The 12,750-nt window shown below is 67.7% G+C and carries 9 protein-coding genes; 7 read left to right on the plus strand and 2 right to left on the minus strand.

Annotation, left to right across the window (positions count from 1 at the left end):
- Positions 1-30: 30 nt before the first annotated feature.
- The 3 genes from I4484_RS02860 (at position 31) to eno (ending at position 3,942) form a co-directional block, all read left to right on the plus strand.
- Positions 31-1,686, plus strand: coding sequence for a CTP synthase (locus I4484_RS02860; RefSeq protein ID WP_197449535.1), 1,656 nt, complete (start codon positions 31-33; stop codon positions 1,684-1,686).
- 13 nt (positions 1,687-1,699) lie between these two features.
- Positions 1,700-2,557, plus strand: a complete 858-nt coding sequence (gene kdsA / locus I4484_RS02865; protein WP_197450899.1) for a 3-deoxy-8-phosphooctulonate synthase — start codon at positions 1,700-1,702, stop codon at positions 2,555-2,557.
- Positions 2,558-2,649: 92 nt separating this feature from the next.
- Positions 2,650-3,942, plus strand: a complete 1,293-nt coding sequence (eno, locus tag I4484_RS02870; protein ID WP_197449536.1) for a phosphopyruvate hydratase — start codon at positions 2,650-2,652, stop codon at positions 3,940-3,942.
- 488 nt (positions 3,943-4,430) lie between these two features.
- Here eno and fdxA read toward each other — a convergent pair whose 3' ends face one another.
- Positions 4,431-4,754: a ferredoxin FdxA gene (fdxA, locus tag I4484_RS02875; RefSeq protein WP_010630102.1), complete on the minus strand. Its 324-nt coding sequence runs from the start codon at positions 4,752-4,754 to the stop codon at positions 4,431-4,433.
- Between the two features lie 161 nt (positions 4,755-4,915).
- On the minus strand, positions 4,916-7,504 hold the full coding sequence (gene mutS, locus I4484_RS02880; protein ID WP_197449537.1) for a DNA mismatch repair protein MutS: 2,589 nt from the start codon (positions 7,502-7,504) through the stop codon (positions 4,916-4,918).
- Positions 7,505-7,749: 245 nt separating this feature from the next.
- Here mutS and I4484_RS02885 point away from each other — a divergent pair, with 245 nt between their 5' ends.
- From I4484_RS02885 to alaS, 4 genes are all read left to right on the plus strand, one after another.
- A complete protein-coding gene (locus I4484_RS02885; protein WP_197449538.1) occupies positions 7,750-8,262 on the plus strand; it encodes a CinA family protein in 513 nt (170 codons plus the stop codon).
- A gap of 121 nt (positions 8,263-8,383) precedes the next feature.
- Positions 8,384-9,448 carry a recombinase RecA gene (recA, locus tag I4484_RS02890; RefSeq protein WP_197449539.1) on the plus strand — a complete coding sequence of 355 codons (1,065 nt, stop codon included), beginning with the start codon at positions 8,384-8,386 and terminating at the stop codon, positions 9,446-9,448.
- Positions 9,449-9,451: 3 nt separating this feature from the next.
- Entirely contained in the window at positions 9,452-9,931 is a 480-nt protein-coding gene (locus tag I4484_RS02895) for a regulatory protein RecX (RefSeq protein WP_197449540.1), read from the plus strand.
- 174 nt (positions 9,932-10,105) lie between these two features.
- A complete protein-coding gene (alaS, locus tag I4484_RS02900; RefSeq protein ID WP_197449541.1) occupies positions 10,106-12,715 on the plus strand; it encodes an alanine--tRNA ligase in 2,610 nt (869 codons plus the stop codon).
- Positions 12,716-12,750 lie beyond the last annotated feature (35 nt).

Consider the following 12,750-nt stretch of genomic DNA (forward strand, 5'->3'; position numbering starts at 1 on the left):
GCCTCATGATCACGTTTCGACAGGTTCTTCATGACACGATATATCTTCGTGACCGGCGGCGTTGTGTCCTCTCTCGGCAAGGGCATTGCGTCGGCCTCGCTGGCGGCGATTCTCGAGGCGCGCGGCCTCAAGGTCACCATGCTCAAGCTCGATCCCTACATCAACGTGGATCCGGGCACCATGAGCCCCTTCCAGCACGGCGAGGTGTTCGTCACCGAAGATGGCGCCGAGACCGATCTCGACCTGGGCCACTACGAGCGCTTCATCCGCACCAAGATGACCCAGGGCAACAACTTCACCACCGGCCGCGTCTACGAGCACGTGCTGCGGCGCGAGCGCCGCGGCGACTACCTGGGCGGCACCGTGCAGGTGATCCCGCACATCACCGACGAGATCAAGCGCCGGGTCTATGCCGGCGGCGAGGGCTTCGACGTGGCGCTGGTGGAGATCGGCGGCACCGTGGGCGACATCGAGTCGCTGCCGTTCCTCGAGTCGATCCGCCAGATCCGTAGCGAGCAGGGGGCGAGCCGGGCGATCTTCATGCACCTGACCCTGGTGCCCTACATCAAGACCGCCGGCGAGACCAAGACCAAGCCGACCCAGCACAGCGTCAAGGAGCTGCGCTCGATCGGTATCCAGCCCGACATCCTGATCTGTCGCAGCGAGGTCGAGCTCGAGGAGACCGAGCGGCGCAAGATCGCGCTGTTCACCAACGTCGAGGAGCGCGCGGTCATCCCGCTGCAGGATGCCGATACCATTTATCGCATCCCGCTGATGCTCCACGAGCACGGCCTCGACGAGATCGTCTGCGACAAGCTGCGCCTCGAGGCCGAGCCGGCCGATCTCGCCGAATGGGTCCGCGTGCTCGATGCCAAGCTCAACCCGCTCAAGTCGATCAATATCGCCATGGTCGGCAAGTACATGGAGCTGCTCGACGCCTACAAGTCGCTCAACGAGGCGCTGATCCACGCCGGCATCCAGACCCGGGTGAAGGTCAATGTCGACTACATCGACTCCGAGGACATCGAGCGCCACGGCACCGAGCGCCTGGCCGGCAAGGACGCCATCCTGGTGCCGGGCGGCTTCGGCGAGCGCGGCGTGGAGGGCAAGATCGAGACCGCCCGCTACGCCCGCGAGAACGGCATTCCCTACCTCGGCATCTGCCTCGGCATGCAGGTCGCGGTGATCGAGTTCGCTCGCCACGTGGCCGGCTGGGAGGATGCCAACTCCACCGAGTTCACCCACGACACCCAGCATCCGGTGGTGGGCCTGATCACCGAGTGGATCAACGCCGAAGGCAAGATCGAGCTGCGCGACGAGGCCTCCGACCTGGGCGGCACCATGCGCCTGGGCGGTCAGGTCTGCCACCTCGAACCCGGCACCAAGGCGCGCGAGGCCTACGGCAGCGACGAGATCGTCGAGCGGCATCGGCATCGCTTCGAGGTCAACAATCAGTTCGTCGAGCAGCTGCAGAAGGCCGGCCTGGTGATCTCCGGCAAGAGCGTCGACAATTCCCTGGTGGAAATGATCGAACTGCCCGACCACCCGTGGTTCGTGGCCTGCCAGTTCCATCCCGAATTCACCTCCACGCCGCGCGACGGCCACCCGCTGTTCACCGGCTTCGTCAATGCGGCGCTGGAGCACAAGGCGGCGCGCACCCGGGCGCTGTCGTCGCATCAGGAGTGAGACCATGTCCGAGATGGCCCCGTCCGCACCCGAACGTCACGTTTCCATTGCCGGCCTCACCGCCGGCAATTCTTTGCCCTTGATGCTGCTCGGCGGCATGAACGTGCTGGAGTCCCGCGAGCTCGCCCTCGAGGTGGCCGAGACCTATGTCGAGGTGGCCGGCCGGCTCGGCATGCCCTACGTCTTCAAGGCCAGCTTCGACAAGGCCAACCGCAGCTCTATCCATTCGTTCCGTGGCCCCGGCCTGGAGAGGGGGCTCGCGATCCTGGCCGAGATCAAGCAGCGCTTCGGCGTGCCGGTGATCACCGACGTCCACGAGCCGTGGCAGGCCGAGCCCGTGGCCGAGGTGGCCGACATCATCCAGTTGCCGGCCTTCCTGGCGCGCCAGACCGATCTGGTGGTGGCCATGGCCAGGACCGGCGCGGTGATCAACATCAAGAAGCCGCAGTTCCTGGCGCCCCACGAGATGCGCCACATCATCCGCAAGTGCGAGGAGGCGGGCAACGACCGCGTGCTGCTGTGCGAGCGCGGCTCGAGCTTCGGATACAATAACCTGGTGGTCGACATGCTCGGCTTCGGCGACATGAAGCAGACCGGCTGCCCCGTCTTCTTCGACGTCACCCATTCGCTGCAGCGCCCGGGCGGGCGTGCCGACAGTGCCGGCGGGCGTCGCCAGCAGGTCGCCGAGCTGGCCCGGGCAGGTGTCGCCGTGGGGTTGGCCGGGCTCTTCCTGGAAGCCCATCCGGACCCCGACAGCGCGCTGTGCGACGGCCCCTGCGCGCTGCCGCTGGACCGGCTCGAGCCCTTCCTGGCCCAGCTCAAGGCGCTCGACGAACTGGTCAAGGGCTTTCCGGCACTGAACATCGAATAACGGCGGTTACCCAGGCAGTGGCGCTATAAGCCGAGAGAGACATTAGCCCCTATCGACTCAATCAACGCTGACAGAACCAAAGGACGACACCGATGACCAAGATTGTCGACATCCACGCCCTCGAGGTACTCGACTCCCGCGGCAACCCCACCGTGCAGGCCGAAGTGCGCCTCGCGAGCGGCGCCGTGGGCGTGGCCTGCGCGCCGAGCGGCGCTTCCACCGGCTCGCGCGAGGCCCTGGAACTGCGCGACGGCGACAAGTCGCGCTACCTGGGCAAGGGCGTGCTGAAGGCGGTGGAGGCCGTCAACGGCGCCATCCGCGAGCGCCTGGTCGGCATGGATGCCCGCGACCAGCGTGGCCTCGACAACGCCATGCTCGAGCTCGACGGCACCGACAACAAGGCCAGCCTTGGCGCCAACGCCATTCTTGCCGTGTCGCTGGCGGCCGCCAAGGCCGCGGCCAACGCCAAGGGCATGCCGCTCTATGCCCATATCGCCGAACTCTATGGCCAGCCGGGCCAGTACCGCATGCCGGTGCCGATGATGAACATCCTCAACGGCGGCGAGCACGCCGACAACAACGTCGATATCCAGGAGTTCATGATCCAGCCGGTGGGCGCGCCCAACTTCCGCGAGGCCCTGCGGGTCGGCGCCGAGATCTTCCATGCCTTGAAGAAGGTGCTTTCCGCGCGCGGCCTGGCCACCGCGGTGGGCGACGAAGGCGGCTTCGCGCCGAACCTGGAGTCCAACGCCGAGGCGCTGGCGGTGATCAAGCAGGCCGTCGCCGATGCCGGCTACGAGCTCGGCCGCGACGTGACCCTGGCGCTCGACTGCGCCTCCTCCGAGTTCTACCAGGACGGCCAGTATCGCCTCTCCGGCGAGGGCAAGTCCTTCGATGCCAATGGTTTCGTCGACTACCTGGCCGAGCTGTGCGAGCAGTACCCGATCGTCTCCATCGAGGACGGCATGGACGAGTCCGACTGGGACGGCTGGAAGGCGCTGACCGACAAGCTCGGCGACAAGGTGCAGCTGGTCGGCGACGACCTGTTCGTCACCAACACCAAGATCCTCAAGCGCGGCATCATCGATCAGATCGGCAACTCCATCCTGATCAAGTTCAACCAGATCGGCTCGCTCTCCGAGACGCTGGACGCCATCAAGATGGCCCAGGGCGCCGGCTTCACCGCGGTGATCTCCCACCGCAGCGGCGAGACCGAGGACACCACCATCGCCGACCTGGCGGTGGGCACCTCGGCCGGCCAGATCAAGACCGGCTCGCTGTGCCGTTCCGACCGGGTGGCCAAGTACAACCGCCTGCTGGTGATCGAGCAGCAGCTCGGCGATCGCGTTGGTTATCCCGGCCGCTCCGCGATCAAGGGGCAGTGAGCGCATCGCTCTGGCCATCTGGCCGACGATATCGCTGACATTTTTGTAGGACATTGACTACAAAAAGGCGAAGACCTAAGCCTACATAGCAGTGAGAAGGCCGATGCCGGAGGTGTCGGCCTTTTTCTATCCCTTTGTTTTTACTGGCTTGGCTGCTTCTTCAGTCAACTTTAGGGAGGCCTTGAAGTTGATTGGCGGCCGCTTGCGCCTTTTGCCGGACATGCCAGAATGCACGTGGGACAAGGCAGAGCGGGAGGCTCTCCGGCAGGATGCAACGGGATGCTATCGACGTGGCACGCCCGGTGTGACAGGAAGTCGCCTCCGGGCAGGGACGTTGCCGCAGGAGAGAGGGCGGAGGGAACCGCCCAAGGAAATGCTGGGAGCCGGGCGACCTATGGGTCGCCTTTTTTTTTTGCCTGGGCTACGGGGGCGGACGCTGCGCCGAATGCCGGCCGGCATTCGGCGCGAGTGGGCGGGTCTGGCTGGGCTCAGCGCTCCAGGTACTGCAGCTTGCCGGGCTTGCCGTCCCACTCCTCGGCGTCGGCCGGGGGATCCTTCTTCTCGGCGATGTTGGGCCACACCTCGGAGAGCTCGGCATTGAGGGCGATGAACTCCTCCTGGCCCTCGGGGAGTTCATCTTCCGAGAAGATCGCCTCGGCGGGACACTCCGGTTCGCACAGGGCGCAGTCGATGCACTCGTCCGGGTGAATCACCAGGAAGTTGGGGCCTTCGTAGAAGCAGTCCACCGGGCAGACCTCGACGCAGTCGGTGTACTTGCACTTGATGCAGTTTTCGGTGACGACAAAGGTCATGCCTGTCTCCCTCCTCGCAGCCGGGTCGTGACCTCCCGGTTGGTAATGTTCGGTATCAGCCTTAAGCCTGATGGTTATAAAAAATTAACTTTTTATAAGATGTAATTTGCTGGACGCTTCATTCTAGACAGGCCTCCCCGTGTGAGCAAGCGGCGCGACACCTAGAGCTTCTCGCGCCAGGCATAGATCAACTCCAGCGCTCGGCGCGGCGTCAGCTCATCCGGGTCGAGGCCGGCCAGATCGTCGAGCAGGGGGTGGGGCGCGGTGGCAAACAGATCGCTCTGCAACGGGGCCGGCCCGCTGTCGTGTCGAGGGGTGCCACGGTGGCCCTGGTCGACCTCCTGCTGCTCGAGCTGGGCCAGCTTGTCGCGCGCGCGTGCGATGACGGATGGCGGCACGCCGGCCAGTTGGGCCACCTGCAGGCCGTAGCTCTGGCTGGCGGGGCCCTCTTCCACCCGGTGCATGAAGACGATGCCGTCGCGATGCTCGGCGGCGGTGAGGTGCACGTTGGCCACCCCCTCGGCCTGATCGGCCAAGGCCGTCATCTCGAAGTAATGGGTGGCGAACAGGGTGAAGGCACGCGTGCGGGTCAGATGCTCGGCGCTGGCCCAGGCCAGCGACAGGCCGTCGAAGGTGCTGGTGCCGCGACCGATCTCGTCCATCAGCACCAGACTGTGGTCGCTGGCATTGTGCAGAATGCTGGCGGTCTCGGTCATCTCCACCATGAAGGTCGAGCGGCCGCCCGCCAGGTCGTCCGACGAGCCGATGCGGGTGAAGATGCGGTCCACCGGGCCGATGCAGGCCTCGTCCGCCGGCACGAAGCTGCCGGTATGGGCGAGCAGCACGATCAGCGCCGCCTGGCGCATGTAGGTCGACTTGCCCCCCATGTTGGGGCCGGTGATGACCAGCATGCGGCGGCGGTCGTCGAGCACCAGGTCGTTGGGCACGAAGGGCGTGTCGCTGACGTGCTCCACCACCGGATGTCGCCCGCCGCGAATCTCGATGCCGGGCAGTTCGGCGAGACGGGGCCGCGAGAAGCCGAGCGCCTGGGCACGCTCGGCGAAGGCCGCCAGCACGTCCAGCGCGGCCAGCGCCCGGCCGGTGCCCTGAAGCGCGTTGAGTTCGGCGTTGAGCGAGTCGAGCAGGCTGTCGTAGAGCAGCTTCTCGCGGGCCAGGGCGCGTGACTTGGCGGACAGCGCCTTGTCCTCGAACTCCTTGAGTTCGGGAATGATGAAGCGCTCGGCGTTCTTCAGGGTCTGGCGCCGGATGTAGTCGACCGGTGCCTCGCGGGCCTGGGCGCGGGGGATCTCGATGTAGTAGCCGTGCACCCGGTTGTAGCCCACCTTGAGGCCGGCCAGTCCGGTGCGCTCGCGCTCGCGGGCCTCGAGCCGCACCAGGTAGTCGCCGGCGTGCTCGGCCAGCCCGCGGTAGTCATCGAGCTCGGCGTCGAAGCCTTCGCGGATCACGCCGCCGTCGCGGATCACCACCGGCGGGTTGTCGACCAGCCCGCGGGCGAGCAGGTCGGCGAGTTCGGGGTAGGGGCGGATATGATGGCTCAGCTCGTCGAGTGCAGTCCCTTCGCTGTAGTGCTGCAGCTCGCGCTCGAGCGTGGGCAGCGCCAGCAGGGCGTCGCGCAGGCGCGCGAGATCCCGCGGCCGGGCGCTGTAGAGTGCCACCCGGGCGAGGATGCGCTCGACGTCGCCGATCGCCTTGAGCAGCTCGCGCAGGGCCACGAAGCCCTCCTGCTCGAGCAGCAGCGCGACCGCCGCCTGGCGCCCCTGCACCTGGGCACGGTCGCGCAGCGGGCGGTTGAGCCAGCGCTTGAGCAGCCGCGAGCCCATGGCGGTGGCGGTGGTATCGAGCACGCTGGCCAGGGTATTGTCGCCGCCGCCGCCGAGGTTGATGTCGATCTCGAGGTTGCGTCGACTGGCGGCGTCGATCACCACGGCATCGTCGCGGTTCTCCACGCCCAGCGCGGTGACGTGGGGCAGCCGCGAGCGCTGGGTGTCACGGGCGTACTCGACCAGCACGCCGGCGGCGGTGAGGGCGGCCTCCAGGTGGGCACAGCCGAAGCCGCGCAGGTCCTGCACCTGGAACTGGTCGCACAGCAGGCGCGTGGCCGATTCGAGATCGAACAGCCAGTCGCTCTGGCGGCGCAGCCCCGGGCGACCCTCCAGCGCGGGCGGCAGCGACAGGCTCTCGGGCAGCAGCAGCTCGGCGGGGTCGAGGCGCTGCAGTTCGGCGAGCATGTCGCCTTCGCCTTCCACCTCGAGCACGCTGAAGCGGCCGCTGGAGAGTTCCAGCCAGGCGATGCCCCAGCAGTCGCCGACCGGGTGCACGGCGACCAGCAGGTTATCGCGGCGGGCGTCGAGCAGCGCCTCGTCGTAGAGCGTGCCCGGGGTGACGATACGCACCACGCGGCGCTCCACCGGCCCCTTGCTCGTCGCCGGGTCGCCGATCTGCTCGCAGATGGCCACCGATTCGCCGGCCTTCACCAGGCGCGCCAGGTAGCCCTCGGCGCTGTGGTAGGGCACGCCGGCCATGGGAATCGGCTTGCCCGCGGACTGCCCGCGCTGGGTCAGGGTGATGTCGAGCAGCGCGGCGGCGCGCCTGGCGTCGTCGAAGAACAGCTCGTAGAAATCGCCCATTCGGTAGAACAGCAGCACCTCGGGGTGCTCGCGCTTGATCTTCAGGTACTGGGCCATCATCGGCGTATGGCTCGGCACATCCGTCTTGACCGCGTCGTTCATGCTTTCTCGGCTGGCTCGTCGGTTGTGTGGGCATGGAAGGAAGCAAGGTTACCACGCCCCACCCGCGCTCGACATGCTGGAACGACCCTCTCCTGGCTGTGGTTTGCCGATAGTGGATAGTGTGGGAGCCAGAGGTCGTTTACTGCCCTACCTGTTACCGCGGAAAGGATGCGCTATGGTAGCAGGCAGCCGCAGAATGCGTGGCCGGCGCCTGTCGGCCGGTCCTTACCAAAAGGAGCGATACCATGCCCCACAGTGCCTCCAGCCTGGCCAACCTCGACCTCGCCACCCTCGCCGAACGGCTCGGGCGACGCTGTCGCGAGCATGGCGTCAGCGTCACCGCCGCCGAGTCGTGCACCGGCGGCGGGGTGGCCAGCGCGATTACCTCGGTGGCCGGCAGTTCGGATTATTTCGATACCGGCTACGTGACCTACTCCAACGCCGCCAAGGCGCGCCTGCTCGGTGTACCCGAGGCAACGATCGCCCAGCACGGCGCGGTCAGCCGCGAAGTGGTGGAGGCCATGGTGGCGGGCGCCTGCCGCGACAGCGGGGCCAAGCTCGGCGTGGCGATCAGCGGCGTGGCCGGACCCGACGGCGGCACGCCGGAAAAGCCGGTGGGCACCGTGTGGCTGGCCTGGGGCAGCGAGGCACGCCAGCGGGCCGAGCGCTTCCACTTTCCCGGCGACCGCCGCGCGGTGCGCGAGCGCGCGGTACGCGAGGCCATCGTCGGGTTGATTCGTTACCTCGAAGCCGACTAGTCGCGCGGCGTTTTTTTCGTCATACTACTGTCCAACCATACAGTGTCCGGGCGAGCTCCCCACGGTGGCCCGCCTACCAACTGCACCTGCAAGCGTCTGCGAGTTCTGCGAGGAGAGCCTCATGGCACAGGATGAAAACCGTTCCAAGGCATTGAATGCCGCCCTTTCCCAGATCGAGCGCCAGTTCGGCAAGGGCACCGTGATGCGCCTGGGCGACGCGCCGCGGGTAGTGATGCCATCGGTGTCCACCGGCTCGCTGGGGCTCGACATCGCGCTCGGCATCGGCGGCCTGCCCTACGGTCGCGTGGTGGAGATCTTCGGCCCGGAATCCTCGGGCAAGACCACCCTGACCCTGTCGGTGATCGCCCAGGCCCAGCGCCAGGGCAAGACCTGCGCCTTCATCGACGCCGAGCACGCGCTCGACCCGAGCTACGCCGAGAAGCTCGGCGTCAACCTCGACGACCTGCTGGTGTCGCAGCCCGACACCGGCGAGCAGGCGCTGGAGATCTGCGACATGCTGGTGCGCTCCGGCGGGGTCGACGTGATCATCATCGACTCGGTGGCGGCGCTGACACCGCGCGCCGAGATCGAGGGCGAGATGGGCGATTCCCACGTCGGCCTGCAGGCGCGCCTGATGTCCCAGGCGCTGCGCAAGATCACCGGTCACATCAAGAACGCCAACTGCATGGTGGTGTTCATCAACCAGATCCGCATGAAGATCGGCGTCATGTTCGGCAGCCCCGAGACCACCACCGGCGGCAACGCGCTCAAGTTCTACGCCAGCGTGCGCCTCGACATCCGCCGCACCGGCTCGGTGAAGCAGGGCGACGAGGTGGTCGGCAACGAGACCCGGGTCAAGGTGGTCAAGAACAAGGTGGCGCCGCCGTTCCGCCAGGCCGAGTTCCAGATCCTCTACGGCAAGGGCATCTATCACGCCGGCGAGGTGGTCGACCTGGGCGTGCAGTGCAACCTGATCGACAAGGCCGGGGCCTGGTACAGCTACCAGGGCAACAAGATCGGCCAGGGCAAGGCCAACGCCGCCCAGTTCCTCGAGGACAACCCGGCGGTGATGGAGGAGATCGAGAGCCAGATCCGCGGCCAGCTGCTGGCCACGGTCGCGCCCAAGGAGGAGGAGGCCGAGGAGCCGGTGGCGGCCGACGCCGAGCGCGAGGACGACCTGCTCTAAGCCATGCCTGCCCGGTCCGAAGCGCCCGCGGCGTCCCCGCGGGATGACGCCATCCGCCTGCTGGCCCGGCGCGAGTACTCTCGCGCCGAACTGACCCAGCGGCTGGCGTCCCGGGCCCACCCCACGGAGGCGATCGACGCCTGTCTCGACGCGCTGGCCGAGGCCGGCCTGCAGTCCGACGCCCGTTTCGCCGAGAGCTTCCTGCGCTCGCGGGTGATGCGCGGCCAGGGTCCGCTGAAGGTGCGTGCCGAGCTGGAGCGGCGCGGCGTCGAGCGCGGCCTGATCGCGGCCGCGCTGGCCGAGGCCGAGCGGGAGGGCGAGGTCGACTGGTTCGAGCTTGCCCGCGAGGTACTCGAGCGCCGCTTCTCCGGCCCTGGCGATACCCCTCGCGAACGCGCCCGGCGCGAACGCTTCCTGGCGGCCCGCGGCTTCGATTTCGAGCAGATCCGTCATGCCCTGGCGCGACTCGGCGCCGTCGACTGAGCACGGTCATGTGCACCTCCCCTTCAGTCGCTTGACAACTGCGTTATAATGCCTCCCTTTGCGAACGCCCTAGGTGGCGCTCCTGACACGTCAAGGCGTGCGATTCGGCCAGGTTGACACGGTGCTGGACGCGCCTGCCCGTCGGGTGACCACGCTCATCGCCACGGATACCCCATGAAAAGCGCAGACATCAGACAGGCCTTTCTGAGTTACTTCGAGGAGCACGGCCACACCATCGTGCCGTCGAGCTCCCTGGTGCCGGGCAACGACCCGACGCTGCTGTTCACCAACGCCGGCATGGTGCCGTTCAAGGACGTCTTCCTCGGCCGCGACCCGCGCCCCTACGTGCGCGCCACCTCGGCGCAGCGCTGCGTGCGCGCCGGCGGCAAGCACAACGACCTCGACAACGTCGGCTACACCGCGCGCCACCACACCTTCTTCGAGATGCTGGGCAACTTCAGCTTCGGCGACTACTTCAAGCGCGACGCCATCCGCTTCGCCTGGGAGTTCCTCACCCAGCGCCTGGGGCTGCCGGCCGAGAAGCTGTGGGTCACCGTGCACGTGAGCGACGACGAGGCGGAGCGCATCTGGAAGGAGGAGATCGGCGTCGACCCGGCGCGCTTCTCCAAGCTCGACGAGGACAACTTCTGGCAGATGGGAGATACCGGCCCCTGCGGGCCCAGCTCGGAGATCTTCTTCGATCACGGCCCCGAGGTGTGGGGCGGCCCGCCCGGCAGCCCCGAGGAGGACGGCGACCGCTACATCGAGATCTGGAACCTGGTGTTCATGCAGTTCGATCGCGACGCCGCCGGCAACCTGAACCCGCTGCCCAAGCCCTCCATCGACACCGGCATGGGCCTCGAGCGCGTGGCGGCGGTGCTGCAGGGCGTGCACTCCAACTACGAGATCGACCTGTTCCAGAACCTGCTCGAGGCAGCGGCCCGTCACACCGGCCATGCGGATACCACCACGCCCTCGCTGCGGGTCATCGCCGATCACATCCGCTCCTGCGCCTTCCTCATTGCCGACGGCGTGCTGCCCTCCAACGAGGGGCGCGGCTACGTGCTGCGCCGGATCATTCGTCGCGCCATTCGCCACGGCAACAAGCTGGGCGCCAAGGGCAGCTTCTTTCACAAGCTGGTCGGCGCTCTCGATGTCGAGATGGGCGAGGCCTACCCCGAGTTGCGCGAGGCGCGCCACCAGATCGAGCGCATCCTGCTCAAGGAGGAGGAGCAGTTCGCGCGCACCCTGGAGCACGGCATGAGCCTGCTCGAGGAGGCCCTGGCCAACCTCGAGGGCGACGTGCTGCCGGGTGAGACGGTGTTCAAGCTCTACGACACCTACGGCTTCCCCTACGACCTCACCGCCGACGTCTGTCGCGAGCGCGGCGTGAGTCTCGACGAAGCCGGCTTCGAGCGCGAACTCGAGGCCCAGCGCGAACGCGCCCGTGCCGCCAGCCAGTTCGGCGCCGACTACGGCGCGGCGCTGGAGCTCGAGGGCGAGACCGCCTTCACCGGCTACGACCGGCTCGAGGATCGCGCCACGGTGACCGCCATCGTCGATGGCGAGGGCAATGCCCTGGCGGCGCTCGAACCCGAGCAGCGCGGCGTGGTGGTGCTCGACCGCACACCGTTCTACGGCGAGTCCGGCGGCCAGGTGGGCGATATCGGCTACCTGCACCTCGAAGGCGGCCGCTTCCTGGTCACCGATACCCAGAAGCAGGGCGGCCACCATCTGCACCACGGGGTGATGCTGGAGGGCACGCTGTCGGTGGGTGGCGAGGTGCGTCCCCAGGTCGATGCCGGGCTGCGGGCGGCCACCGTGCGCAATCACTCCGCCACCCACCTGATGCACAAGGCGCTGCGTCTGGTGCTGGGCGATCACGTGCAGCAGAAGGGCTCGCTGGTCACGCCCGAGCGGCTGCGCTTCGACTTCAGCCACTTCGAGGCGATGACGCCGAAGCAGCTTGCCGAGGTGGAGCGCCTGGTCAACGAGCAGATTCTGGCCAACGCGCCGACCCGCATCGAGCAGATGACCCTCGACCAGGCCAAGGCCAAGGGCGCGGCGGCGCTGTTCGAGGCCAAGTACGCCGACAGCGTGCGGGTGCTGACCATCGGCGCCGACGACTTCTCCATCGAGCTGTGCGGCGGCACCCACGTCGCGCGCAGCGGCGACATCGGCTGCTTCCACATCGTCGCCGAACAGGGCATCGCCTCCGGGGTGCGCCGCATCGAGGCGATCACCGGCGAAGGAGCGTTGGCCTACTTCCGCGAGCAGGAGGCGCGCCTGGCACGCATCGGCGAGCGCCTCAAGGCCAAGCCGGAGCAGGTCGAGGAGCGCGTCGAGTCGCTGGTCGAGCGCAACCGCAACCTGGAGAAGGAGCTCGAGCGGCTCAAGGCCAAGCTGGCCAGCGCCGCCGGCAGGGACATGCTCAGCCAGGCGCGCGAGATCGGCGGCGTCAAGGTGCTGGCGACCCGGCTCGAGGGCGTCTCGGCCAAGGAGCTGCGCGGCGTACTCGACCAGCTCAAGAACAAGCTGGGCTCGGGCATCGTAGTGCTCGGCGTGGCGGACAGCGACGCCGGCAAGGTGAGCCTGATCGCCGGCGTCACCGACGACCTGACGTCCCGCGTGAAGGCCGGCGAGCTGGTCAACCACGTCGCCTCGCAGGTCGGCGGCAAGGGCGGTGGGCGCGCCGACATGGCCCAGGCCGGCGGCAGCGATGTCGGCGCTCTGCCGGCGGCGCTGGAGAGCGTTCCCGGCTGGGTCGAGCAGCGCCTGCAATGACGCGAGACAGGGCCGGCGACCGTGATGTCCCGGCC

This window comes from Halomonas sp. SS10-MC5 (assembly GCF_015992245.1).
Classification (GTDB): domain Bacteria; phylum Pseudomonadota; class Gammaproteobacteria; order Pseudomonadales; family Halomonadaceae; genus Halomonas; species Halomonas sulfidoxydans.

What these genes read in the sequence shown, in the direction of transcription:
- I4484_RS02860 (WP_197449535.1), top strand. Translation starts at nt 31, where the DNA reads ATGACACGATATATCTTCGTGACCGGCGGCGTTGTGTCCTCTCTCGGC.
- kdsA (WP_197450899.1), top strand. Translation starts at nt 1,700, where the DNA reads ATGGCCCCGTCCGCACCCGAACGTCACGTTTCCATTGCCGGCCTCACC.
- eno (WP_197449536.1), top strand. Translation starts at nt 2,650, where the DNA reads ATGACCAAGATTGTCGACATCCACGCCCTCGAGGTACTCGACTCCCGC.
- fdxA (WP_010630102.1), bottom strand. Translation starts at nt 4,754, where the DNA reads ATGACCTTTGTCGTCACCGAAAACTGCATCAAGTGCAAGTACACCGAC.
- mutS (WP_197449537.1), bottom strand. Translation starts at nt 7,504, where the DNA reads ATGAACGACGCGGTCAAGACGGATGTGCCGAGCCATACGCCGATGATG.
- I4484_RS02885 (WP_197449538.1), top strand. Translation starts at nt 7,750, where the DNA reads ATGCCCCACAGTGCCTCCAGCCTGGCCAACCTCGACCTCGCCACCCTC.
- recA (WP_197449539.1), top strand. Translation starts at nt 8,384, where the DNA reads ATGGCACAGGATGAAAACCGTTCCAAGGCATTGAATGCCGCCCTTTCC.
- I4484_RS02895 (WP_197449540.1), top strand. Translation starts at nt 9,452, where the DNA reads ATGCCTGCCCGGTCCGAAGCGCCCGCGGCGTCCCCGCGGGATGACGCC.
- alaS (WP_197449541.1), top strand. Translation starts at nt 10,106, where the DNA reads ATGAAAAGCGCAGACATCAGACAGGCCTTTCTGAGTTACTTCGAGGAG.